The organism is Pseudomonas sp. Pme6b (assembly GCF_058129925.1).
In genome coordinates this window covers 834,765-858,367 of the sequence record NZ_CM176704.1, presented here as the reverse complement: position 1 = coordinate 858,367, position 23,603 = coordinate 834,765, and the positions used below count along the sequence as shown (strand labels likewise).

19 protein-coding genes and 3 pseudogenes are annotated in these 23,603 nt (G+C 58.5%); 9 read left to right on the top strand and 13 right to left on the bottom strand.

Annotated elements, in window-relative coordinates; all coding sequences use genetic code 11:
* Positions 1-73: 73 nt before the first annotated feature.
* From AC4ANE_RS03795 to AC4ANE_RS03775, 5 genes and pseudogenes are all read left to right on the top strand, one after another.
* Positions 74-313: a PP0621 family protein gene (locus AC4ANE_RS03795; protein WP_002551997.1), complete on the top strand. Its 240-nt coding sequence runs from the start codon at positions 74-76 to the stop codon at positions 311-313.
* A complete protein-coding gene (locus tag AC4ANE_RS03790) occupies positions 303-1,895 on the top strand; it encodes a two-component system sensor histidine kinase NtrB (RefSeq protein ID WP_002551996.1) in 1,593 nt (530 codons plus the stop codon). Before AC4ANE_RS03795 ends, AC4ANE_RS03790 begins: the two co-directional genes overlap by 11 nt.
* Positions 1,896-1,897: 2 nt before the next feature.
* Positions 1,898-3,234: pseudogene (locus AC4ANE_RS03785) on the top strand (sigma-54-dependent transcriptional regulator).
* Between the two features lie 196 nt (positions 3,235-3,430).
* Positions 3,431-4,782, top strand: a protein-coding gene (locus tag AC4ANE_RS03780; RefSeq protein ID WP_095077641.1) for an IS3 family transposase whose coding sequence is annotated in 2 segments (ribosomal slippage) — positions 3,431-3,890 and positions 3,890-4,782 — 1,353 coding nt in all. Because the reading frame shifts where the segments join, the coding sequence is not laid out codon by codon here.
* A 519-nt stretch (positions 4,783-5,301) separates the two neighbouring features.
* Positions 5,302-5,919, top strand: coding sequence for a TetR/AcrR family transcriptional regulator (locus AC4ANE_RS03775; protein WP_002551994.1), 618 nt, complete (start codon positions 5,302-5,304; stop codon positions 5,917-5,919).
* Positions 5,920-5,979: 60 nt separating this feature from the next.
* On the opposite strand, the gene AC4ANE_RS03770 is transcribed toward AC4ANE_RS03775, so the two are convergent.
* Positions 5,980-6,312, bottom strand: coding sequence for a hypothetical protein (locus AC4ANE_RS03770; RefSeq protein ID WP_476655266.1), 333 nt, complete (start codon positions 6,310-6,312; stop codon positions 5,980-5,982).
* Between AC4ANE_RS03770 and AC4ANE_RS03765 the strand changes: the two are divergent.
* The 3 genes and pseudogenes from AC4ANE_RS03765 to AC4ANE_RS03755 form a co-directional block, all read left to right on the top strand.
* Positions 6,202-6,519, top strand: a pseudogene (locus tag AC4ANE_RS03765) (efflux RND transporter periplasmic adaptor subunit); the annotation flags it as partial. The gene AC4ANE_RS03770 and the pseudogene AC4ANE_RS03765 sit on opposite strands and share 111 nt — an antisense overlap.
* Positions 6,507-7,109 (top strand): annotated as a pseudogene (locus tag AC4ANE_RS03760) (efflux RND transporter periplasmic adaptor subunit); the annotation flags it as partial. The pseudogenes AC4ANE_RS03765 and AC4ANE_RS03760, both read left to right, overlap by 13 nt.
* Positions 7,106-10,195 (top strand): efflux RND transporter permease subunit, encoded by a 3,090-nt coding sequence (locus AC4ANE_RS03755; RefSeq protein WP_002551991.1) that lies wholly within the window; start codon positions 7,106-7,108, stop codon positions 10,193-10,195. The pseudogene AC4ANE_RS03760 and the gene AC4ANE_RS03755, both read left to right, overlap by 4 nt.
* Positions 10,196-10,197: 2 nt before the next feature.
* On the opposite strand, the gene thiO is transcribed toward AC4ANE_RS03755, so the two are convergent.
* The 7 genes from thiO to AC4ANE_RS03720 are packed head-to-tail and all read right to left on the bottom strand — an operon-like array spanning position 10,198 to position 17,133.
* Positions 10,198-11,310, bottom strand: coding sequence for a glycine oxidase ThiO (gene thiO / locus AC4ANE_RS03750; protein ID WP_002551990.1), 1,113 nt, complete (start codon positions 11,308-11,310; stop codon positions 10,198-10,200).
* Between the two features lie 27 nt (positions 11,311-11,337).
* Complete coding sequence (locus tag AC4ANE_RS03745) at positions 11,338-11,739, bottom strand: type IV pilin protein (RefSeq protein WP_002551989.1); 402 nt, start codon at positions 11,737-11,739, stop codon at positions 11,338-11,340.
* Positions 11,740-11,750: 11 nt separating this feature from the next.
* Complete coding sequence (locus tag AC4ANE_RS03740) at positions 11,751-14,948, bottom strand: pilus assembly protein (RefSeq protein ID WP_054082435.1); 3,198 nt, start codon at positions 14,946-14,948, stop codon at positions 11,751-11,753.
* Positions 14,935-15,429, bottom strand: coding sequence for a pilus assembly PilX family protein (locus tag AC4ANE_RS03735; protein ID WP_031596953.1), 495 nt, complete (start codon positions 15,427-15,429; stop codon positions 14,935-14,937). Before AC4ANE_RS03735 ends, AC4ANE_RS03740 begins: the two co-directional genes overlap by 14 nt.
* A gap of 11 nt (positions 15,430-15,440) precedes the next feature.
* Complete coding sequence (locus AC4ANE_RS03730) at positions 15,441-16,148, bottom strand: PilW family protein (RefSeq protein WP_031596956.1); 708 nt, start codon at positions 16,146-16,148, stop codon at positions 15,441-15,443.
* Complete coding sequence (gene pilV, locus AC4ANE_RS03725; RefSeq protein ID WP_002551985.1) at positions 16,145-16,660, bottom strand: type IV pilus modification protein PilV; 516 nt, start codon at positions 16,658-16,660, stop codon at positions 16,145-16,147. The genes AC4ANE_RS03730 and pilV overlap by 4 nt, the downstream gene beginning before the upstream one ends.
* Positions 16,660-17,133, bottom strand: a complete 474-nt coding sequence (locus tag AC4ANE_RS03720) for a GspH/FimT family pseudopilin (RefSeq protein WP_460408706.1) — start codon at positions 17,131-17,133, stop codon at positions 16,660-16,662. Before AC4ANE_RS03720 ends, pilV begins: the two co-directional genes overlap by 1 nt.
* A gap of 131 nt (positions 17,134-17,264) precedes the next feature.
* On the opposite strand from AC4ANE_RS03720, the gene AC4ANE_RS03715 reads away from it, so the two are divergent.
* Positions 17,265-17,765, top strand: coding sequence for a GspH/FimT family pseudopilin (locus tag AC4ANE_RS03715; RefSeq protein WP_002551983.1), 501 nt, complete (start codon positions 17,265-17,267; stop codon positions 17,763-17,765).
* A gap of 6 nt (positions 17,766-17,771) precedes the next feature.
* Here AC4ANE_RS03715 and ispH read toward each other — a convergent pair whose 3' ends face one another.
* The 5 genes from ispH to ribF are packed head-to-tail and all read right to left on the bottom strand — an operon-like array spanning position 17,772 to position 23,523.
* The gene (gene ispH, locus AC4ANE_RS03710; RefSeq protein WP_031596958.1) at positions 17,772-18,719 is read right to left on the bottom strand and encodes a 4-hydroxy-3-methylbut-2-enyl diphosphate reductase; all 948 of its coding nucleotides are present in this window, start codon (positions 18,717-18,719) and stop codon (positions 17,772-17,774) included.
* A 57-nt stretch (positions 18,720-18,776) separates the two neighbouring features.
* Positions 18,777-19,253 carry an FKBP-type peptidyl-prolyl cis-trans isomerase gene (locus tag AC4ANE_RS03705; RefSeq protein WP_002551981.1) on the bottom strand — a complete coding sequence of 159 codons (477 nt, stop codon included), beginning with the start codon at positions 19,251-19,253 and terminating at the stop codon, positions 18,777-18,779.
* The gene (gene lspA / locus AC4ANE_RS03700) at positions 19,246-19,752 is read right to left on the bottom strand and encodes a signal peptidase II (protein ID WP_005733836.1); all 507 of its coding nucleotides are present in this window, start codon (positions 19,750-19,752) and stop codon (positions 19,246-19,248) included. Before lspA ends, AC4ANE_RS03705 begins: the two co-directional genes overlap by 8 nt.
* Entirely contained in the window at positions 19,745-22,576 is a 2,832-nt protein-coding gene (gene ileS / locus AC4ANE_RS03695) for an isoleucine--tRNA ligase (protein WP_002551979.1), read from the bottom strand. The genes lspA and ileS overlap by 8 nt, the downstream gene beginning before the upstream one ends.
* Positions 22,577-22,596: 20 nt before the next feature.
* On the bottom strand, positions 22,597-23,523 hold the full coding sequence (gene ribF, locus AC4ANE_RS03690) for a bifunctional riboflavin kinase/FAD synthetase (RefSeq protein WP_002551978.1): 927 nt from the start codon (positions 23,521-23,523) through the stop codon (positions 22,597-22,599).
* Positions 23,524-23,603: the final 80 nt, after the last annotated feature.

The following is a 23,603-nucleotide window of genomic DNA, read 5'->3' as shown; positions in this document are numbered from 1 at the left end:
TGCGCCGCAGCCACTGTGCGCCTGACTGTACCTTGGCTACACTGCGCCATCGTCAATCACTAAGCTGGTAGTCATGGTTCGCTTACTCATGTGGGCCGCGTTGATCGCGGCGGTGATCTGGTTCGTCAAGCGCCTGATCAATCCCCCCAAGCCGAAGTCCCGTGCCGAGCCGCCTGAAATAGCGGCCACCCCGATGGTGCGCTGCGCACACTGTGGCGTTCATCTCCCTCAGGATCGCGCGCTGAGCCAGGCACAGCAATGGTATTGCAGCGAGGCACACCGCCTGGAAGGCCCTGCGGCACGTGACCGCTGACACGCCCTCGCTTGCCAGCCCACAGGCGCAAAGGATTCTGCGGCTTTACCACCTTTATCGACTGACCATCGGCGTGGTACTGGTCCTGCTGATTTCCAGCAGTCTGGAAACCGAACTGTTGCAACTGGCCAATCCAAACCTGTTCCGCTCGGGTTGCTGGCTGTATCTGGTGTTCAACATTCTGGTCGTCGTGCTGCTGGAGCGTCCCAGCCGTCAGGCGCAGCTGTTCAGTCTGGCAATGACTGACGCAATCATGCTCTCTGCGCTGTTCTACGCGGCGGGTGGCCCTTCCAGCGGCATCGGCAATCTGTTGATTGCTTCCGTAGCAATCAGCAATGTATTGCTGCGGGGCCGTATCGGTTTGCTGATCGCCGCCGTTTCTGCCATCGGCATCATCTACCTGACGTTCTATATCAGCTTCGGTACACCGTCGGTTTCCAACGACTACGTGCAGGCTGGCTCTCTGGGTGCCCTGTGCTTCGCCGCCGCAATGCTGGTGCAGGCGCTGACAGCGCGCATGCAGGTCAGCGAAGTGCTGGCCGAACAGCGTGCAGCGGATGTCGACAGCCTTGAAGAACTCAACGCGCTGATCCTGCAACGCATGCGTACCGGCATTCTGGTACTGGATGCCAACCGTCAGGTGCTGCTGGCCAATCAAGGTGCCCTTACCCTACTGGGCCACGAGCGACTGGTCGGCCAGGTTATCGACGCTTACTCGCCGCAGTTGGTGGAACGCCTGCGCCAGTGGCTCGTCAACCCGATCATGGTGCCGCGCAGCGTCACGACTTCACCCATCGGGCCGGTGCTGCAACCGAGCTTTGCCGCACTCAATCGTGGCGATCAGCGCCAGACGCTGATCTTTCTTGAAGACCTGTCGCAGATTACCCATCAGGCGCAGCAGCTCAAGCTCGCCGCGCTGGGACGCCTGACCGCCGGGATTGCCCACGAGATACGCAACCCGCTGGGCGCAGTCAGCCATGCCGCACAGTTACTCAACGAATCTGAAGAACTCAGCGCAGCGGACCGACGCCTGGGGCAGATCATTCATGACCAGTCGGGGCGTATTGATCGGGTCATCGAAAATGTTCTGCAATTGTCGCGCAGACGCGAAGCGCAGCCCGAACTGCTCGATCTGAAAACCTGGCTGGAACACTTTGTCACTGAATTTCGCAGTTCCTCTGCGCCCAATCAGTCGATTCATGTCGACATAAGCCCCGGCACGCTGACAACCCGCATGGATTCCGGGCAACTGACCCAGATCATGACCAACCTGCTACAGAACGGCCTGCGCTACAGCGGCAGAAATCATTCGTCAGCGCAGGTCTGGCTGAAGCTGCATCACGACCGACAAAGCGATTTGCCCATTCTGGAAGTACAGGACGACGGGCCAGGGGTCAGCGAGCAACATTTGGCCAAGCTGTTCGAGCCGTTTTTCACCACGGAAAGCAAAGGCACCGGTCTTGGTCTATATCTGTCACGCGAGCTTTGCGAAAGCAATCAGGCGCACCTGGAATACGTCCCGCGGCAAGGTGGCGGGAGTTGCCTGCGCATAACCTTCGCCCACCCGTTCAAAACGAGCTGAGCATGAGCCAACGGCAAAAAATCCTGATAGTCGATGACGAGCCGGATATCCGCGAACTGCTGGAGATCACTCTGGGGCGCATGAAACTCGACACCCGATGCGCCCGCAATGTTGCCGAGGCCCACGACTGGCTGGCCCGCGAGCCGTTCGATATGTGCCTGACCGACATGCGTCTGCCCGACGGCAATGGCCTTGAGCTGGTGCAGCATATCCAGCACGGCTACCCTCATGTGCCGGTGGCGATGATCACTGCCCACGGCAACCTGGACACCGCGATTAATGCGCTCAAGCCGGGGCTTTCGATTTTGTGACCAAGCCGGTCGACCTCGGCAGGCTGCGCGAACTGGTCAATAGTGCGCTGAGCCTGCCTTGCGCCCAGCCAGCCCGCAGCATCGACAGCCGCCTGCTGGGCGACTCGCTGGCGATGCGTACCTTGCGCAACCAGATCGGCAAGCTGGCCCGCAGCCAGGCGCCGATCTACATCAGCGGCGAATCGGGCAGCGGCAAGGAGCTTGTAGCGCGGCTGATCCACGAGCAGGGTCCGCGCATCGATAAACCGTTCATACCGGTGAATTGCGGGGCCATTCCTTCCGAGCTGATGGAGAGTGAATTCTTTGGCCATCGCAAGGGCAGTTTCAGCGGTGCCCACGAAGACAAGCTTGGTCTGTTTCAGGCGGCACATACCGGAACGCTGTTTCTCGACGAAGTGGCCGACCTGCCGCTGGCCATGCAGGTAAAACTGTTGCGAGCCATCCAGGAAAAATCAATCCGCAGTGTAGGCAGCCAGCAAGAGCAGATTGTGGACGTACGCATTCTGTGCGCCACGCACAAGAACCTTAATGCAGAGGTTGCGGCAGGCCGTTTCCGTCAGGATCTGTATTACCGGTTGAACGTGATCGAAGTGCGCGTCCCCTCATTGCGCGAGCGGCGCGAGGACATCGATCAACTGGCAGCCAGTGTTCTAAAGCGACTTGCTGGCAATGGCACGCAACCGGTGGCGCGCCTGAATGCGCAGGCGCTGGACACGCTGAAGAGCTACCGATTCCCCGGTAACGTGCGCGAACTGGAAAACATGCTGGAGCGCGCCTACACGCTCTGTGAAAACGATGAAATCCATGCCAGCGACCTGCGCCTTGCAGAGTCCGCCAGCCCCCAGGAGCACAGCGGTCCTAGCCTGGCCGACATCGACAACCTTGAAGACTACCTCGAAAGCATCGAGCGCAAGCTGATTCTGCAGGCCCTGGAAGAAACCCGCTGGAACCGTACCGCAGCGGCAGAAAGGCTCAGCTTGTCCTTCAGATCGCTGCGTTACCGGCTGAAGAAACTGGGCCTGGATTGAGCGCTCCGTACGGCACAGCCTGACCGACTATCGTGCGACGCTCCGCGTCGGCTTGCGTTTCTGGACGCTCTGCGTCCTATCCTGAATAGGCGGCGCGGCGCAGATTTGTGACGCAGAGCGTCACGCAAGGCATTCCCACGCTGGTGAACTGCCCCCAAGAAGTTGGACACCAATCCGACCTCACGGGGGTGTTCAAATGGGTAAGTATTCAGAGCAGTTCAAGCTCACTGTCGTCAAAGCGTATCTTGAAGACAACATGGGCTTTCGTATGGTAGCCCGCCAGTTCTCGATCGATTTCAGCCTGCTTCGACGCTGGGTCGCTAACTACAAGAGTCATGGTCACACCGGCCATCGCAAGCCTGGTCTTCGATACAGCGAAGCTTTCAAGCGCTCAGTGCTTGAGCACAGGCGTGAACACAAGCTATCGCTCCGTCAGGCCGCTGCGCATTTTGGTATCGGGGATCCCGGCCAAATAGTCATTTGGGAAAAGCGGCATTACAGTAGCGGTACAGCCCCGTATGTTCCTGCCAGAAGAAAGCCTGTCGCCATGCCAAAGAAGCCTTATCCCGCCAAACCAGTAACCGCCGACGATACGCAGAAGACGCGCGACCAGTTGATGAGCGAGCTTGAATATCTGCGCATGGAGAACGCTTACCTAAAAAAGTTGGAAGAGCTGAAGGAGCAGAAACGACGGCAACCGAAAAAGCCCTGAGCATCAAGCAACTGAGGGGCCGGTTCCCGCTTTGCGCTCTGCTGAGGCTGGCGGGCTTGGCACGCAGCACGTTTTACTATCAGGTTCAGGTGCAATCCAGACCCGATCCCTATGCTGCTTTGAAACAGTTAGTCGAAAGCATTTACCACGAGGAGAAAGGCCTTTATGGCGCTCGGCGTATCACGGCGGTCATTCGCACTGCAGGTATTTTGGTCAACAAGAAGGTTGTAGAACGACTGATGGCAGAACTGGGCCTGCGATCAGTGGTGCGCCCCAAAAAATACCGCTCCTATAAGGGCGTAATCGGAACCATTGCGCCGAATTTGCTGGAGCGCAATTTCAGCGCGCAACGCCCGAACCAGAAGTGGGTGACCGATGTGACTGAGTTCAAGGTAGGCAATCGAAAGCTGTATCTCTCACCCGTGATGGACTTGTACAACGGTGAAATCGTGGCGTATGAAGTGTCGACAAGGCCGAGCTTTGAGCTGGTCACCAGCATGCTGGACAAGGCGCTTCAGCAGTTGCAGGACGAGCCGAAGCTTGTGATGCACTCGGACCAGGGCTGGCAGTATCAACACGCGCAGTATCGCCATAAGCTATCGGTACGAGGCGTCAAACAAAGCATGTCCCGTAAGGGCAACTGCCTGGACAATGCGGCAATGGAAAGCTTTTTCGGTACACTGAAATCCGAGTTTTTCTACCTGAAACAGTTTGAAAGCATCGATGAGTTGAAAGCAGGTCTGGATGAGTACATCCACTACTACAACCATGACCGCATCAAGCTGAAGCTCAACGGCCAAAGCCCCGTAAAATACAGGGCTCAGGCGGCAAGCTAAAACCGTCCAACTTTTGGGGGGCAGTTCACATCGTGGCGATGCGCAACATCCCTCAACCCTGCCTTGCCGGCACAATATTCTTTCACGGCTGCGAGTTTTGCCTGCACTGTATATTTACCCATGACGCCTCCAAAGGTTGCGTCCAACCTTCGGGGGTCATACCAGAGCGTGAGGAACGATAAGTGTCTGGGCAACGATGATCTCCACTATCGTGCGACGCTCCGCGTCGGCATGCATTTCTGGACGCTCTGCGTCCTATCCTGAATAGGCGGCGCAGCGCAGATTTGTGACGCGGAGCGTGACCCCAGGCATTCCCACGCTGGAGCGTGAGGAACGATAAGTGTCTGGGCAACGATAATCTCCACTATCGTGCGACGCTCCGCGTCGGCATGCCATTTCTGGACGCTCTGCGTCCGGCCCCGGTTGGATGTCGCGTGCGTTGAGACCGTAATGTTCGTGACCAACCCCCAACAATGTCACTTATTGTCCACTTACTCCAATGTCAGTAAGCTCCGCCCCATGAGCAAAAACATCAGCAATCCCGCAGCAGGTCGTGGTCCGGTGGACCATGAGATTCGTGATCAGATCGTGATTGCGGCCACCGAACATTTCAGCCAGTACGGTTACGGCAAGACCACCGTGTCCGATCTCGCCAGGGCGATCGGCTTTTCCAAGGCGTACATTTACAAGTTCTTCGAGTCCAAACAGGCCATCGGCGAGATGATCTGCGCCCACTGCCTGAGTGAAATCGAGGCCGAAGTCAGCGCCGCAATCAGCCAAACGGACCAGCCACCGGAAAAGCTGCGACGCATGTTCAAATCAGTCGTTGAGGCCAGCATTCGCCTGTTTTCGCAGGACCGTAAGCTGTACGAAATAGCCACATCGGCAGCTACCGAACGCTGGCAGGCAACATTGGTTTACGAGGAACACCTCAAGGCAACTCTCCGGGACATTCTGCAGGAAGGCCGACAGACCGGCGACTTTGAGCGCAAGACGCCTCTTGATGAAACGGTCATGGCGATCTATTTGGTCATGCGCCCCTACATCAACCCGCTGCTGCTGCAATACAGCTTCGAGCACACCGACGAAGGGCCGAGTCAGTTATCCAGCCTGGTGCTGCGCAGTCTGTCGCCTTAACAAAACAACACTTGTGACTATTGACTAAATTGGTCACTGGAATCAAAGTGCAGACACTGATCACTGCACATTGAGATTCCCATGCTCCGGCACCGATTCGTTTTGCTTGCTCTCGCCAGTGTTCTGCCGGCTGTCCTGACCGGCTGCAACGAAAAAACGCCAGCGGACCCGCGCACAGACGCGCCACTGGTGCGCGTTGCGAGCCTCCAGGAGGCCGGCCTGGAGCCCCGTTCCTTCACCGGAACCGTGGCGGCGCGGGTGCAAAGCGATCTTGGTTTTCGGGTGTCCGGCAAGGTGCTGGAGCGGTTTGTCGATACCGGACAGGCCGTCAAGCGCGGTCAACCGTTGATGCGTATCGACCCAGCCGACCTGAAGCTCGCTGCCAACGCCCAACGCGAAGCAGTGAATGCGGCCAGAGCCCAGGCAAAGCAGGCCGCAGACGAAGAGATACGTTACCGAAGCCTGCGCAGCAGTGGCGCCATTTCAGCGTCAAGCTACGACCAGATCAAGTCGACGGCGGATTCGGCAAGGCTCGACTCAGTGCAGCCGAAGCGCAGGCAGAAGTTGCTCTCAATGCAACTCGCTACGCAGACCTTGTGGCGGATGCCGACGGCATTGTCATGGAAACCCTCGTTGAGCCCGGACAGGTCGTCAGTGCAGGGCAAGCCGTGGTACGGGTGGCACACGCCGGACCGCGTGAAGCGGTTATTCAACTTCCGGAAAACCTGCGCCCCCGTATCGGTTCTACCGCCCAGGCCACGCTGTTCGGCAATCAGGACCTCAACGCCACAACACGGTTGCGACAGCTGTCGGACGTTGCGGACCGTCAGACCCGCACCTTTGAAGCTCGCTGGATACTCGAGGGCGAGATGGCAAATGCCCCACTGGGCACCACCATCACCGTGAAAATCCCCAGCGCAGATAGCGCCGGGCAAAGCACGTTGCGGGTGCCAATCGGCGCGCTGTATGACGCAGGCAAGGGACCGGGCATCTGGGTCATTCAAGGGGAGCCAGCACAGGTTTACTGGACGCCAGTAGTGGTTCAGCAGCTTGATGACGAGCAAGCCCGCATCAGTACGCAGCTCAAGCCAGGCACACGAATAGTCGCACTTGGCGCGCACCTTCTGCACGAAGGCCAGCAAGTAAGAGTGACCGCTCAAGCGGCCTTGGCACAGAGCGCGCGCCCATGAGTAATGATCGTTTCAATCTGTCAGCGCTGGCCGTCCGCGAGCGCTCGATTACCCTGTTCCTTGTTTGCCTGATTTCGCTGGCCGGGATCATTGCCTTTTTCAAACTGGGCCGGGCCGAAGACCCGGCATTTACAGTCAAGGTAATGACCGTGGTGTCCGTCTGGCCGGGAGCAACCGCCCAGGAGATGCAGGATCAGGTGGCGGAGAAGATCGAAAAACGCCTTCAGGAGCTGCGCTGGTACGACCGCGCTGAAACCTACACCAGACCGGGCATGGCATTCACAACCCTGACTCTGCTCGACAGCACGCCGCCGTCGCAAGTGCCGGATGAGTTTTACCAGGCGCGCAAGAAAATCGGTGACGAGGCCATGACCCTTCCGTCCGGGGTTATCGGGCCGATGGTCAACGACGAGTATTCGGACGTCACCTTCGCGCTGTTCGCGCTGAAGGCCAAAGGCGAGCCGCAACGCGTACTGGCGCGTGACGCCGAATCGCTGCGCCAGCGCTTGCTGCATGTGCCGGGAGTGAAGAAGGTCAATATAGTGGGCGAGCAGCCCGAGCGAGTCTACGTCGAGTTCTCTCACGAGCGACTGGCAACGCTGGGTATCAGCCCTCAAACGGTATTTGCCGCGCTGAACGACCAGAACGCGCTGACCGCCGCGGGTTCGGTCGAAACCCGAGGACCGCAGGTATTTATCAGGCTCGACGGCGCTTTCGATGAGCTGCAGAAAATTCGCGATACGCCTGTTGTGGCACAGGGCCGGACATTGAAGCTGGCGGACATTGCCACAGTAAAACGCGGTTACGAAGATCCGGCGACGTTCATGATTCGCAACGGCGGCGAGCCTGCGCTGCTGCTGGGGATTGTCATGCGCGATGGCTGGAACGGGCTGGACCTGGGAAAGGCACTGGACCAGGAAGTGGGCGCGATCAACGCCGAACTGCCACTGGGCATGAGCCTGAGCAAGGTCACGGATCAGGCCGTCAATATCAGTTCGGCGGTCGATGAGTTCATGATCAAGTTCTTCGTCGCACTGCTGGTGGTCATGCTGGTCTGTTTTATCAGCATGGGCTGGCGTGTGGGTGTGGTGGTTGCTGCCGCCGTCCCGCTGACCCTGGCGGTGGTCTTCGTGATCATGGCCATGAGCGGCAAGAATTTCGACCGGATCACGCTGGGCTCGCTGATCCTGGCACTCGGGCTGCTGGTAGATGATGCGATCATCGCCATCGAAATGATGGTGGTGAAGATGGAAGAAGGATACGACCGCGTCGCTGCCTCTGCGTATGCCTGGAGCCACACCGCCGCGCCGATGTTATCCGGCACGCTGGTCACCGCCGTCGGCTTCATGCCCAACGGCTTCGCGCGCTCCACGGCAGGCGAATACACCAGCAACATGTTCTGGATCGTCGGTATCGCGCTGATTGCCTCGTGGGTGGTCGCTGTGTTTTTCACCCCGTATCTGGGCGTCAAATTGTTGCCTGATGTGAAGCAGATCGAAGGTGGACATCAGGCGCTTTACAACACGCCGCGCTACAACCGCTTCCGTCGGATTCTGGCGCGCGTCATTGCAGGCAAATGGCTGGTAGCAGGCTCGGTCATCGGGCTCTTTGTGCTGGCCGTGCTGGGCATGGGACTGGTCAAGAAACAGTTCTTTCCAGTGTCCGATCGTCCTGAAGTATTGATCGAACTGCAGATGCCTTATGGCACCTCGATTTCTCAAACCAGTGCAGCCGCTGCAAAAGTGGAAAGCTGGCTGGCTGAACAGGCGGAAGCCGGGATCGTCACCGCCTACATTGGTCAGGGTGCGCCACGCTTCTACATGGCGATGGGGCCGGAATTGCCTGACCCGTCATTCGCCAAGATCGTAGTGCGCACCGACAGCCAGGAACAGCGTGAAACGCTGAAACACCGATTGCGCCAGGCTATTTCCGAGGGACTGGCTGCAGAAGCGCGGGTAAGGGTCACGCAACTGGTCTTCGGCCCCTATTCGCCCTACCCCGTCGCTTACCGTATTGCCGGACGCGACCCGGAAACACTGCGCAGCATTGCGGCGCAGGTGCAACAGGTTCTGAACGCCAGCCCGATGATGCGCACCGTCAATACCGACTGGGGCACACGTACTCCGGCGCTGCATTTCACTTTGCAACAGGACCGTATGCAGGCCATGGGGCTGAGTTCCAGTCAGGTGGCTCAGCAACTGCAGTTTCTCCTGACAGGTCTGCCCGTTACGGCAGTGCGCGAGGATATTCGCACCGTGCAGGTGGTTGTACGCTCCGCTGGCGACACCCGACTTGATCCGGCAAGGATAATGGACTTCACCCTCACCGGCGTCGACGGGCAACGTGTTCCGCTGTCGCAGATTGGTACCGTTGATGTGCGTATGGAGGAACCGGTGATGCGACGGCGCGACCGCACGCCGACCATCACTGTGCGGGGCGACATAGCCGACGGCCTGCAACCACCGGATGTGTCGGCAGCCATAACCCGACAGTTACAGCCAATTATCGACAAGCTGCCCAGCGGTTACCGGATCGAGCAGGCAGGTTCAATCGAGGAGTCCGGCAAGGCCATGACAGCGATGTTGCCATTGTTTCCGATCATGCTGGCGGTCACGCTGATCATTCTGATTCTTCAGGTGCGTTCGATATCCGCCATGGTCATGGTCTTCCTGACCAGTCCGCTGGGGCTGATCGGTGTGGTGCCTACGTTGATTCTCTTTCAGCAGCCATTCGGCATCAATGCACTGGTCGGGCTGATCGCACTGTCCGGCATTCTGATGCGCAATACGCTGATTCTGATTGGCCAGATACACCACAACGAGCAGGCGGGGCTCGACCCGTTTCAAGCGGTGGTCGAGGCTACCGTACAACGTGCGCGCCCCGTGATACTGACGGCGCTGGCCGCCATTCTGGCCTTTATCCCGCTCACCCATTCGGTATTCTGGGGCACGCTGGCCTACACGCTGATCGGCGGCACCTTTGCGGGCACGGTGCTGACCCTGGTGTTTCTGCCAGCCATGTACTCGATCTGGTTCAGGATCAGGCAGGATGGCAGCGAGCGACGACTGGAGACACAGCCTGCCTGAATTCAGTCAGTCGGAAAATGCAGACGCCCTAAAGGTGTATAAGGCGCAGGATCAATAATGGGCTCGCGGTTCAGCAGCAGGTCAGTGATCAACTGGCAGGAAGCCGGGGCCAGCACCAGGCCGTTGCGGTAATGACCGCAGTTGAGCCACAGGCCATCAAACCCGGCCAAGGGCCCGATGAACGGAATGCCCTCGGGCGAGCCGGGACGCAGGCCTGCCCATTGGGCGACAGGCTCAGCGTTGGCCAGCTCCGGAAGCAATTCGATGGCCGACGCTTTGAGGCTTTCCAGCGCGGCATGCGTGGCGGTCTTGTCGAAACCTTCATGCTCCAGGGTGCTACCGATGAGTATGTGGCCGTCACGGCGCGGGATCGCGTAGCGCCCTTTGGCCAGCACCATGCTCGACAGAAAGTCCGACGCACACTTGTAGAGAATCATCTGGCCTTTTACCGGCTCGACTGGCAGGTCCAGACCAAGGGTCTTGAGCAGTTCACCGCTCCACGCGCCCGCTGCCAGAATCACCCGATCCCCGGTTACATCGCCTGAAGGCGTGCTCACGCCCGAAACCCTGCTGCCCTCGCGCACAAAACCGCTGACTTCGCACTGCTCGCGAATCTCGACATTGGGCATCGCCAGCAAGGCAGCCTTGAGCGACTTGACCAGCCGGGGATTGCGCACGTTGGCCACATCGGCCATGTGGATGGCCCGCGAATAGCCCTCCCCCAGAACCGGTACGGCATCATTCACCGCCGAGATATCGACACTGGTCAACGAGCGTTTCTCGCGCACCGCCCATTCAAGCGCGGCCTGTTCGTCGTCAAGGTCGAGCCAGTACAGGCCTGTCTTGTGAACCTCGGGATCGATGCCGGTCTGTGCGAGCAACCGCTCGGCGAGATGCGGGTAGAAGTCCTGCGACCAGTGCGCCAGCGCGGTGACTGCCGGGCTGTAGCGCCACGGGTAAAGCGGCGAAACAATCCCGCCGCCCGCCCAGGAAGACTCTTGCCCGACACCCGAGCGATCAAGCAAAACGACGCTGACCTGCTCGGAGGCGAGATTGAAGGCGGTCAGCAGACCTATGACGCCACCGCCGACAATGACTGTTTTTTGCTTGGACATCTTGGTCTCGGGACAAGAAAAACGGTTTTAGCGGCCCCAGCAGTCTTTGGTGGTCACGCCCGAGGTAGCGCCAGTGTTGCTGCGCGCACCGGTGTTGGTGATCACGAAACTGCCGCACTTGTCACCGGCCATCAGCGTGCCGGCTATGGGTGTAGCCGTCAGGGTGAAGTCGGTGGCGTTGAGGACCGGATTAATCGTGTAGTACGCATTGCTGGCAACCACACCCTTGTAATCAGCATAAGTTCCCTTTTGCGAATAGAAGCGCTCCAGCGCCTGGGTCTGCTCGGACAGCAGGCTGGCAATCGCCGACCGCTGGGTACGCTTCACGTACTCGGTGTAGCTGGGATACGCGATGGCCGCCAGAATACCGACAATCGCCACGACGATCATGAGTTCGATCAACGTAAAGCCCCTGGATGTCGCTCGCATGTCTAGTTTCCCTATTGGATTTGTCGCCACATGATGCGTTGGAAGACGTTGGCACTGCCGCCCTTCTCATTAAGCTTGGTGGGCTCGCCGCCGCTGGAGTCAATCACGTACTTGTTATCGTTGGCCCCATTGGTACCGGCAACGATAGAAGCCACTACCGGGATACCGGTACCGATACCGAGACCGCCAATGATCAAATCCGAAGAGTTGATATCGCCGTCATTGTTGGTATCCAGTACCTGGTAATTAAGCATGCTGCCAGTCGCGGCATTCAGCTCGAACAGGCGCCCGGTCCCGGTACTTTCGCAGGGATCGGTAGAGTTGACTGCCGCCGTGGTGAAGATGATACGACCGCGTGAGGTTTGTGCCGGATAGATAATCCGTTCGCCGACATAAGGAGCCGTGGTTGCCAACGGCAGGTACCAGCCTTTCTTAGTGCCCCAATCCACATCATTGGAAGTCGTGGTGTAATACGTATTGCCACTTCCGACCACCGTCCCATTGATGGCCTGGGGCTGCAGATTGGCCTCAACGATGTTGCCTGATCCATTATCGCCATCCCAGATGGCATAGAAATCTTGCAACGCGCTGGTTTGCTTGTCCGTGGTTTCGCTGAATTTACCGGTGCCGAAATACACAATCTTGCCGTTGAGGGGATGGTCCAGCAACAACGGCTGAACGGTAATCGACTGACTGGCCCCTTGAGGCGCAGTGAACAGCGGTGAGCCATTGAACGCGACTTTCCAGCTGGAAGCTGCGGCCCCGCTCATGTCGAACTTCCATAGGCGGCCTTTGAGATCGCCAGCGTAAGCCGCTTGAACGACGTTCTGCGAATTGACCCGAAGTTTCACCGAAGACAGCCCGTTATCCGTTTCACTGCCAATGACTGGAGTAGGGATTTCGGCAATGAACTGTCCGGTGTTGGCGTTCAGTACAAACAGAGACGCCCTGCCGGTAAAGCTGCCATAACCGTTGCCAACAACAACGATCCCCGTGCCGTCGGCCATACGTGCTACATCCGGCTTGGAGTAGGTGTATCCAAGGTTGTTGAACTTGTTGTTGGTGTCTGAAGTGTCGGGAGCCTTGACTTCCCACAATGCCCCGATGCTGTCTGCCGAACCTTCGAAAAGCTTGATCGCAAAAAAAGCCTTGCCGCCAGCGCCCAGCCCGGAATACGCCACCGTGCGCCATACACTCCCTGCGGATGCCTGCGTATCGAAGACTGCAATCTGACCATCCACCGTGAAACGGTGAACGCCGGAACCGTAGGAAGAGGATGAAATGGTCGCCAATGAACTCAGAGACGTGGACGGCATATACGCGTATTTACGCGCACCGGAGCTGGCGTCGATCACATTGAAGAAGCCATCGTTGGCGTTGGCCAGCAGACTGGAACTCATGTTGCTGGACTTGCCAGACAGGTAAGTGGTGTACGTGGTGTCTCCGAGCAGGTCAGAAGCCGTTTTCTCTGTCGGCAGCCCTGCGCCCAGTGATGAATTGACGATATCGCCCAGGAGCATGGTACGGGTACGAAGCTTGGCATTGGCCGTGCCCTTGGCCCAGGCAATAACTTCCGCGCCGGTCACTCCGGTCGGCAATGTTGCCGTGAAAGCATCACGCTGAGCCTGCGTGAAATTCAGAAAATCCAGAGTGATTTTCGTCGGTGTCGCCGCTGTGCTCCATGACTCGAACACAGGCGCCTTGGTGCTGCTGGTGATCGTGGTATCGGTGGACCAGACAGGGGCGCTCAGCGCTCCTGTCGTAGCGTCCAGATTGTAAGCCTTGATCGTGCCATGCCAGTCCGTCGGGTCATAAAGCGTCTGGTAGAAGCGGCTGCCCGCCTGAAGGGTGGACGAGTTTGCCACGCCACCGCCGCCCGAACCGGCCTTGGCATAGATATCGCTCAATGCGAGGTTCAAGGCGTTGTTCAAACCGGCGCTGTCATTGGTCTGGAAATACTTGCCGTGCCCATGGTTATTGTCAGCAGCGTCTATCAGCATCTGGTTGGCGGCTGTGAAACCAATGGTGTAGGTAGTCATGTTCTGTTGAGAGAAGCCGTCTGTGTCCCAACTTTTCTTGGTCAGGTCAGTGGCAGGTGTACTGCTCGCTCTTCGCATGTCGATGTCATAGGCGAACTTGGCGAGGTCGTCCAGATAAAGCGTATCGCCCTCACCATCACCATTAAGATTGGCCCCGTCATTGGCCGCATTCAAGTCCCAATTGGGCAGTGAGCGTGAGGTATTGAGTACATCCTCCGGATCGTTGGTCGGGAACGTCCGATCGTATGTCGGCAAGCCGTCAGTGATCACCACGCCAAAGTTTTTCTGGCACCGGTACTGTATAGGGCTGGTGTAGATCGTCGGTGCCCCGCTATAACCGTAATACGGGGTCATGCCCCGAAAGTAGCGGGTTATCTCATAATACGTTTCGGCCAACGGCGTATTGGAGTCGCCTCGCAGTGCATTGATGGCCGCATTGAGGGCAGTGACATTATCGTTTGCATCAGCCTGGCTGACACCGCCGTTGTTGTAAGCGTTACTGGCGACAGGGGACAGGTCTGCAACAGGTCTGGAAATCTTCCCTCCACGCCCGGGATCAGCGTTGGTCGGCGGGTTGAACCCGGCCAGACCGATTCTCAGGGATTTGTTGTTGGCAACAAGGTTCAATGAAACGTTGCGCGCGACATTGATACGGTAATCGTTGGGAATGATGTTATTGACGGTGAAGTCTTTGGTAGTTGTGTTGGCGGCCCGCGTCAAGTCAACCAGATAAGAGAGGTAATCTGCAGTGTAGCGAGTGGTGCTCTCGTTGCCGGCCGGATCGGGCAATTTCAGGCAGTAACCCACGTTGTCACGCGCAACGTAGGTGTAGTCGCTTCTGCACGTGTAAGGCCCGGCAGAGTCCAGCGAGAGCGTGTCGTCGCCCTGAATGGAGACGCCTCTGCAGTTAAAAACACCGCATGACCCTGGCTGCGCATAGATAATCGACGGACGATTGGTCACCGTCGGATCAAAGCCGGCGGCCCAGATGATGTTGTACATACTCCCGGAGTTATCCACCAGCAGCATCAGGTTAGGCGGCACGGCCGACGCACTGAGCAACGGTACTTGTGCTGGCGTAAACGCATACACGGGCGTAAGGGCATAAAAAGCCAAAAGCGCACCGCCGAGATACTTCAGGCTGCGACGGAGTTTCTCAGCAATTGGCATAAATACTCTCCAGCACCGTGCGCGACGTGCCTTGAATAGCGACTGATGTCACGCGATAGAGCGTTACTGTCCCGGTACAGATCGGTGGCCGATTCACAGGTGTCGCAGTGGTCCCCAGATTCTGTACACCGTAAAAGCCACCACCTGCTGCTGCCAGCCAGCTCACCCCGGACGCCCCCACTCCCGCGGCGGTCAGCGTGGTTGATTCAGCGGGTGGGGCGCAGTTTGTACACTTGGCCAGCGTGTATCCGGCCACCTTGATCGAAGACTCACCCAGCCTTAATGCCGCTTCGGCCTTCTGGAAGGATTGATTGCGCAGGGTGACGCTTCCCGCCATCTTTTCCTGCAGCGTGGCGTTCTGCATGGAAGAGATACCCAGCAGAGTGAGCAGCAGCAGAAACACCAGACTGACCAGCAACACCATACCGCCCTGCCGTGCAGGGAAAGCCTGTATCGATTTGAATCGCACGATCCTGTTCATGCCCGGCCCGTTCAAAAGCGATTACGCAAGTAAGCGACAACGTTGTACTGCTGAGGCTTGACGATGCCGTTCTGCCCATCCTGCAGCGTCAGGCTGATACGCACACTGCGCACAGCGTCGGCGTTGGCCTTGGTAACAGCCGTGGTATAGGACATCGGGTTACCCGTCATGCCGAAAGAAACACTGAAGTCCGCGACGTTCTGCAACAGCGGCTGCGGAGTGCCATCCGTGCCATATTTTATGGTCAAGTCTGTTCCGCTGAGCGTGTAGACCAACTGCCGCAACGGAAAGGCCGTCTGCCCCGTATCTGGCGCACGAGTACTGGCGTAAAGCTGCGTCTTGGACTGACAGTCTGAAACGATGGTCCAGGTGGGCGTACTGCCTGTGGTCCCCACGTCGGCAGTCACCAGCGTCAGCGTCCTGCTCGGATTATCCCAGAGAATTGGAGTATCCAGTGCGATCGGCCACTGGATAGCAGGAGATACAGGCGTGTAGTTTTTGAAGCTCAGGCAGCCATACATGCCGGTCATCCTGATTTCCTGAATCAGTTTGCTCAGCAGGAAACGCGCATCCTCCTGCATCCGCGCTGCGGCATTCTGGCTCTGGTAAGTGCCTCTGGCAGCCGTGAATATCTGCACGATACCCAGGCTGACCACCAGCCCCAGGACCAGCGCCACCATGATTTCGACCAGACCGAAGCCTCTGGAAAGCTTTCTCATGGGTTGACCCCGATCCGCGAGGTCAGCGTAAAACTCCGGTTGCTCGGGCTGCCGGTCGTGTTCCCGGTTGCCTGATTGCTCGATCCCGCAGCCCTTGTGTCGCTCCAGCCGATGTTAATGGTCACTTCAGGAGCTCCGGTGATATCAATGCTGCCAGTACCGCTCGAGCCTGCAAAGTTGATGATGTTGCCTCTGAAATCAGAGAGATCCTGCGCTCTGGCATCGTTCGGATTGGCCGCTGGCGCCGCATCCAGATTCGCCAAGGCATAAGTCGCCAGTACATTGGTCGACCCATTGGCACTGGCATTACCATCAACATTGGCGCGGATGCGGTCCATCATGTCGTAAGCAATGAAGCTCGCCTGACTGCTCATGGTCGCGCTGTCGGTGTACTTGAGCGCGTTGAGCTGAATGGCCGCGGCGCCCAGCAGGCCGATGGCCAGAATCAATACCGAGACCAGTACCTCGATCAAGGTCATACCGGTCTGGCGATATCGGGTTTCACCAGCCATTAGCAGCCTCCACCCAAGGTGATACGACCGGTCAGACAGACCTTTATGGTTTTGCTAATGGTGCCTCGGGTGTAAGTCATGGTCACCGCCGCAGCCGGGGCAATGAGCACGCCCAGGTTGTTGAAATCAATTGCTGTGGCATTGTTATCGGCCACCAGCGTGGCGCCGCTGCTCATGGCCGCTATTTTTCGCAGCGCAGTGGGCGTCGTCTGAGTATCGGAAACCAGATACACCTGCAATTCGTTGGTCCACGCCGTCCCGCTGGTCGGCGCTATACGCACCGCCACTCCCCTGTTTATCGCCTCGAGTCGCGCATAGTTGAGCGCCCGCTGCAAATCGCTGAGTTCGGTATCGGCCTTGTTGCTCTGGATGGAGCTGGTGAAATTCGGGATAGCGATAGCCGCCAGGATGCCCACCAGGGACACAGTGACTAACAATTCGATGAGGCTGAATCCCTTGGCTATATGACGCATTGAGTGTCTCCTAGACGTTACGACTATAAGGCAGCAATGCCGCAGGAAAATCCATAGCGGGACGTACGGTTGTTTTGTGACGACGAACGCCCGCAAGGTTCTGAAACCGCGGTTTCCAGGGAGGAAAGCATATGAGGCATGCAGGGTTCACACTGATCGAATTATTGATCGTCGTTGCACTGGTGGCCATCCTGGCCAACGTCGCAACCCCCTCTTTCAAGGAACTCATCGATTCCAGCCGAGGCCTTGCGACCGCCCGGGAGCTGGCCAGCGGCATTCGTTCGGCGAGAGCGGCCGCAATCACACGCAACCAGATCGTTACGCTTCATGCCATCGAGAACGACTGGAGCAACGGCTGGCGGATCATACTCGACGCAGATGGCAAAGGTCCCGACGAAAACGATCCGGTGCTGATCGAACGCGCCAATGGCGGCACAACGCGAGTGGTCGATAACCGCAAGCGTGTAGAGGAAATCAGTTTCAACGGGTTGGGGACGTTACGGCGCAGAACCGCCAGGACGCTGCACATTTGCTCTGCAGACCAGCCGGTGAGCAACTATCGAGTGATAGTCGCACCGGCCGGCCGCGTGAGGGTCGAGGACACGAAAATCGATGCAGCGCTATGTGGCTGAATAGCCTCAGAGCAGCGACTTGACGCGCAATTCCTTGGGCATGGAGAAGGTGATGTTCTCCTCGCGGCCGGCAAGCTCATCCGCACCGGTCGCGCCCCAGGCCTGCAATTGCTGGATCACGCCGCGCACCAGCACTTCGGGGGCCGAAGCGCCCGCAGTAATGCCGATACGCTCTACACCGTTGAACCAGCCCTGTTGCATGTCCTCGGCACCGTCGATGAGGTACGCCGGAGTCGCCATGCGCTCGGCCAGTTCGCGCAGGCGGTTGGAATTGGAGCTGTTCGGACTGCCCACTACCAACACCACATCACACTCGTCGGCCAGTTGCTTTACCGCGTCCTGACGGTTTTGCGTGGCGTAGCAGATGTCGTCCTTGCGCGGCCCGCCAATGGCCGGGAAGCGCTTGCGCAACGCGTCGATCACCCGGCTGGTGTCTTCCATCGACAAGGTGGTCTGGGTCACGAACGCCAGGGAATGGGGGTTGCGCACCTGCAGGCTGGCGACGTCCTCTTCGTCTTCGACCAGATAGATCGCGCCGCCATTGCTGGCGTCGTACTGGCCCATGGTGCCTTCGACTTCCGGGTGACCGGCGTGGCCGATCAGGATGCACTCGCGGCCGTCACGGCTGTAACGGGCGACCTCGATATGCACCTTGGTCACCAGCGGACAGGTGGCATCGAATACTTTCAGGCCACGGCCAGCTGCTTCGGTACGCACCGCCTGGGAAACACCGTGGGCGCTGAAGATGACAATGACATCATCCGGCACCTGGTCCAGCTCTTCGACGAAAATCGCACCACGAGAGCGCAGGTCTTCGACGACAAATTTGTTGTGAACGACTTCATGGCGCACATAAATCGGCGGACCAAACACTTCCAGAGCGCGATTGACGATTTCGATCGCGCGGTCCACTCCGGCACAAAAGCCGCGGGGGTTGGCGAGTTTGATTTGCATGCTGTGCCTCATGGTTGGTACGGGCAGCCCGGCCTGGGCCGGGCTTGATGGCGAAGGTCAGGAAGCCAGAATCGCCTTCACTTCGAAGATTTCCACTTCAAAGCTCAGTGTCTTGCCTGCCAGCGGGTGATTGAAGTCGATGGTGACCTGATCATCATCGAAAGCCTTCACCACGCCGGGCAATTCGGTATTGGCGGCGTCGTTGAAGATCACCAGCAACCCTTCGGACAGTTCCATTCCCACAAACTGCGAGCGTGGCATGATCTGCACGTTTTGTGGGTTGGGCTGACCAAAGGCGTTTTCCGGCGGAATTTCCACGGTCTTACGATCGCCCGCCTTGAAGCCGAAAATCGCCATTTCGAAACCGGGCAACAGGTTGCCGTCACCAACCTTGAACGTGGCCGGAGCCTTTTCGAAGGTGCTATCGACGGTATCGCCGTTTTCCAGACGCAGGGCGAAGTGCAAGGTGACCTGCGTATTCTGACCGATGCGCAGCTCACCAGACGAGCCTTGAGTCGAAGACTGCTCAGTCATTGACGGTTTCTCCGGTTTTCTTGCTCTTGAACATATCCAGCGCCAGCATGATTGCGCCGACAGTGATCGCGCTGTCAGCGACATTGAACGCCGGGAAGTACCAGCGGTTCTGCCAATGGACCAGAATGAAGTCGATCACATGGCCCAGCACAATACGGTCGTATAGGTTGCCCAGTGCGCCGCCAAGTACCAACGCCAGTGCAACAGCCAACCATGTATCGTCGCGCCCCAGACGCTTGAGCCAGACGACCAGCACGGCACTGACCACAATGGCGATCAGGGCAAACAACCAGCGCTGCCAGCCGGCACCGTCTGCCAGAAAACTGAAGGCAGCACCGGTGTTATAGGCCAGGGTCCAGCTGAAGAAGTCCGGAATCACAATGATCTGTTGGTACAGGCTCAAGGCGTTCTCGAAGTAATACTTGCTGGCCTGGTCAATGACCAGAACCAGCACGCTCAACCACAGCCAGGCCAGACGGCCAAACGAGGCGTTAGGCATAGTGACGGACCTCGCCTGCACCGCTGATGTTGTCTACACAACGGCCGCAGATTTCCGGATGCTCAGGGTTTACCCCCACATCCTCGCGATGGTGCCAGCAACGGGCACACTTGGCGTGGCTGGACTTGAGCACTTTGAGTTTCAGGCCCGCGACCTCGGTAACCACCGCATCAGCCGGAGCAGACACCAATGGAGCAACGCTGGCAGTCGAAGTGATCAGCACGAAGCGTAGTTCGTTGCTCAGCTTCGACAGATCGGCGACCAGCGAATCTTCAGCGTACAGGGTCACTTCGGCCTGCAGGTTGCCACCAATGGCCTTGGCCGCGCGCAGGTTTTCCATTTCCTTGTTGACCGACGTCTTCACCGCCATGATCCGTTCCCAGTAGGCGCGGTCCATTTCGAAGTCGGCAGGCATTTCAGTCAGGCCTTCATACCAGGTGTTGAGCATCACCGATTCGTTGCGCTCGCCTGGCAGGAACTGCCACAGCTCGTCGGCGGTGAACGCCAGGATCGGCGCGATCCAGCGCACCAGCGCTTCGGAGATGTGGAACAGTGCGGTCTGGCAGGAACGACGCGCGGTGCTGTCGGCAGCCGTGGTGTACTGGCGATCCTTGATGATGTCCAGATAGAACCCACCCAGCTCCTGCACGCAGAAGTTGTGGATCTTCGAGTACACGTTCCAGAAGCGGTATTCGCCGTAATGCTCTTGCAGCTCGCGTTGCAGCAGCAGCGTGCGATCCACGGCCCAACGGTCCAGCGCGAGCATTTCTTCAGCCGGCAGGATGTCGGTTGCCGGGTTGAAGCCCGACAGGTTGGAGAGCAGGAAGCGCGCAGTGTTGCGGATACGACGGTAAGCATCGGCGCTGCGCTGCAGGATCTGGTCGGAAACGGCCATTTCGCCCGAATAGTCAGTCGCCGATACCCACAGGCGCATGATGTCCGCACCCAGCGAGTCGTTGACCTTCTGCGGTGCTACCACGTTGTTTAGCGACTTGGACATCTTGCGGCCGTTCTCGTCGACCACAAAGCCGTGGGTCAGCAGCTCGCGATACGGTGCGTGATCGTCCAGCATGCAACCGGTCAGCAGCGACGAGTGGAACCAGCCACGGTGCTGGTCGGAACCTTCCAGGTACAGATCGGCACGTGGACCGCTTTCATGGCCCATCGGATGCGAACCGCGCAATACGTGCCAGTGCGTGGTGCCCGAGTCGAACCAGACGTCCAGGGTGTCGGAGATCTTGTCGTACTTGGCAGCCTCGTCACCCAGCAGCTCGCTGGCGTCCAGCTTGAACCAGGCTTCGATGCCCTCTTTCTCGACACGCTGCGCCACTTCTTCCATCAGCTCGACGGTGCGTGGGTGCAGGTCGCCGCTTTCCTTGTGCAGGAAGAACGGAATCGGCACGCCCCAGTTGCGCTGACGCGAGATGCACCAGTCAGGACGGTTGGCGATCATTGAATGCAGACGCGCCTGGCCCCATGCCGGAACGAACTCAGTGTCTTCGATGGCCTTGACCGCACGCTTGCGCAGGGTCTCGCCGCTCTCAGGCTGTTTGTCCATGCCTACGAACCACTGCGCGGTGGCGCGGTAGATCAATGGCGATTTGTGGCGCCAGCAGTGCATGTAGCTGTGGCTGATGGTTTCGGTGTCCATCAGGCTGCCGACTTCGACCAGCTTGTCGATGATGTTCTGGTTGGCCTTGAAGATGAACTGGCCACCGAAGAACTCCAGCGATTCGACATACACGCCGTTGCTCTGCACCGGGCTGATGATGTCGTCGTTGCTCAGGCCGTACTGCTTGCAGATATTGAAGTCGTCTACGCCATAGGCAGGCGAGGAGTGAACGATACCGGTGCCGGCACCCAGCTCGACATAGTCAGCCAGATAGACTGGCGACAGGCGGTCGTAGAACGGGTGGCGGAAGTTGATCAGCTCCAGCGCCTGACCGGTGGTGGTCGCGATGACCGTGCCTTCCAGCTTGTAACGGGCCAGACAGCTTTCGACCAGTTCGGCGGCCAGTACCAGCAGTTTGTCGCCGACATCGACCAGCGCGTATTCGAACTCGGGATGAACGTTCAGCGCCTGGTTGGCAGGGATCGTCCACGGTGTGGTGGTCCAGATCACGATGGAGGCAGGCTTGCCCAGCGCGGGCAAGCCGAACGCCGCCGCAAGTTTTGCCTCATCGGCGATCGGGAACGCGACGTCGATGGTCGAGGACTTCTTGTCCTGATACTCGACTTCGGCTTCAGCCAGTGCCGAGCCGCAATCGAAACACCAGTTGACCGGCTTGAGGCCCTTGAAGACGAACCCGCCCTTGACCATCTCGGCCAGCGCGCGGATTTCCCCGGCTTCGTTGGCGAAGTTCATGGTCAGGTATGGATTGCTCCAGTCGCCCAGCACACCCAGGCGGATGAATTCTGACTTCTGGCCTTCGATCTGCTCGGACGCATAGGCGCGGCACAGCTCACGCGTACGGTCTGCGGAGAGGTTCTTGCCGTGGGTCACTTCAACCTTGTGCTCGATCGGCAGACCGTGACAGTCCCAACCCGGCACGTACGGGGCATCGAAGCCCGCCAGGGTCTTGGAACGCAGGATCATGTCCTTGAGAATCTTGTTGACCGCATGACCGATGTGAATATTGCCGTTGGCGTACGGAGGACCGTCGTGCAGGACGAACTTGGGACGATCCTTGCCAATCTCGCGCAGCTTCTGGTACAGGCCAATGCTGTCCCAGCGCTGCAGAGTTTGCGGCTCGCGCTGGGGCAGGCCGGCCTTCATAGGGAAGGCGGTGTCCGGAAGATTTAGCGTGGCTTTATAGTCAGTCATTTCAGGCTCTTGTTTAGCGGTTAACCATGCCAATGGGCACGGGCGGCGGCGACGTCCGCATTGATCGCCGTCTTGAGCGCCTCCAGTGAGGCGAAAAGCTGCTCATCACGCAGCTTGTGGTGGAAAGCCACCGTCAAACGCCGGTCGTAAAGGTCGCCGGCAAAATCCAGAAGGTGCACTTCAAGGTGGGCACTGCCATCACCCGCTACCGTCGGGCGCACACCGATGTTGGCGACCCCCGGCCAGGTTTTGCCATCGATTTCCGTGCTGACCAGGTAAACCCCGCTCAACGGCACACGACGACGCTTGAGTTGCACATTGGCGGTGGGCGTACCCAATTGACGCGCCAGCTTCTGACCATGCAATACCCGTCCAGTGATCTGGAACGGACGACCAAGCATGCGTTCGGCCAGGGCAAAATCCGACGCAGCCAAGGCCTTGCGTACCTTAGTACTGCTGACCCGGATGCCATCTATTTCAACGGTCTGCGCCGCTTCTACAGTAAATCCATACGTCGTGCCGGCCTGTTGCAGGAAGTCAAAATCGCCGACCCGGTCAAAACCGAAGCGAAAATCGTCGCCCACTTCGAGGTGCTGAACGCCGAGGCCGTCGATCAGCACGGTTTCGACGAAACTCGCGGCACTCAGCTTGCACAGTCGCTGATTGAAGGACAGGCAAAGTACCCGGTCAACGCCTTCGGCACTCAGCAGCTCGAGTTTGTCACGCAGTCGGGCCAGACGTGCCGGAGCGATCCCGGGAGCGAAGAACTCACGCGGCTGCGGCTCGAAAATCACCACACAGCTGAGCACACCCAATTCGACGGCACGCTCGCGCAGACGCGCCAGGATAGCCTGGTGGCCGCGGTGAACGCCGTCGAAATTGCCAATCGTGGCGACGCAGCCCCGATGTTCGGGGCGCAGGTTGTGAAGGCCTCTAACCAGCTGCATAACGCACTTCTTGCTCATAAAGTGGCCGATTATAACCACACACGGCCGTGGGCGACAGGCAACACTCCAAGACCGGATGA

Excerpts from the sequence above, each read along its gene's own strand:
- ispH (WP_031596958.1), bottom strand. The coding sequence starts at position 18,719 with ATGCAAATCAAACTCGCCAACCCCCGCGGCTTTTGTGCCGGAGTGGAC.
- AC4ANE_RS03715 (WP_002551983.1), top strand. The coding sequence starts at position 17,265 with ATGAGGCATGCAGGGTTCACACTGATCGAATTATTGATCGTCGTTGCA.
- AC4ANE_RS03720 (WP_460408706.1), bottom strand. The coding sequence starts at position 17,133 with ATGCGTCATATAGCCAAGGGATTCAGCCTCATCGAATTGTTAGTCACT.
- AC4ANE_RS03705 (WP_002551981.1), bottom strand. The coding sequence starts at position 19,253 with ATGACTGAGCAGTCTTCGACTCAAGGCTCGTCTGGTGAGCTGCGCATC.
- AC4ANE_RS03745 (WP_002551989.1), bottom strand. The coding sequence starts at position 11,739 with ATGCGAGCGACATCCAGGGGCTTTACGTTGATCGAACTCATGATCGTC.
- ileS (WP_002551979.1), bottom strand. The coding sequence starts at position 22,576 with ATGACTGACTATAAAGCCACGCTAAATCTTCCGGACACCGCCTTCCCT.
- ribF (WP_002551978.1), bottom strand. The coding sequence starts at position 23,523 with ATGCAGCTGGTTAGAGGCCTTCACAACCTGCGCCCCGAACATCGGGGC.
- AC4ANE_RS03795 (WP_002551997.1), top strand. The coding sequence starts at position 74 with ATGGTTCGCTTACTCATGTGGGCCGCGTTGATCGCGGCGGTGATCTGG.
- AC4ANE_RS03740 (WP_054082435.1), bottom strand. The coding sequence starts at position 14,948 with ATGCCAATTGCTGAGAAACTCCGTCGCAGCCTGAAGTATCTCGGCGGT.
- lspA (WP_005733836.1), bottom strand. The coding sequence starts at position 19,752 with ATGCCTAACGCCTCGTTTGGCCGTCTGGCCTGGCTGTGGTTGAGCGTG.
- thiO (WP_002551990.1), bottom strand. The coding sequence starts at position 11,310 with ATGTCCAAGCAAAAAACAGTCATTGTCGGCGGTGGCGTCATAGGTCTG.
- AC4ANE_RS03755 (WP_002551991.1), top strand. The coding sequence starts at position 7,106 with ATGAGTAATGATCGTTTCAATCTGTCAGCGCTGGCCGTCCGCGAGCGC.
- AC4ANE_RS03775 (WP_002551994.1), top strand. The coding sequence starts at position 5,302 with ATGAGCAAAAACATCAGCAATCCCGCAGCAGGTCGTGGTCCGGTGGAC.
- AC4ANE_RS03735 (WP_031596953.1), bottom strand. The coding sequence starts at position 15,429 with ATGAACAGGATCGTGCGATTCAAATCGATACAGGCTTTCCCTGCACGG.
- AC4ANE_RS03730 (WP_031596956.1), bottom strand. The coding sequence starts at position 16,148 with ATGAGAAAGCTTTCCAGAGGCTTCGGTCTGGTCGAAATCATGGTGGCG.
- pilV (WP_002551985.1), bottom strand. The coding sequence starts at position 16,660 with ATGGCTGGTGAAACCCGATATCGCCAGACCGGTATGACCTTGATCGAG.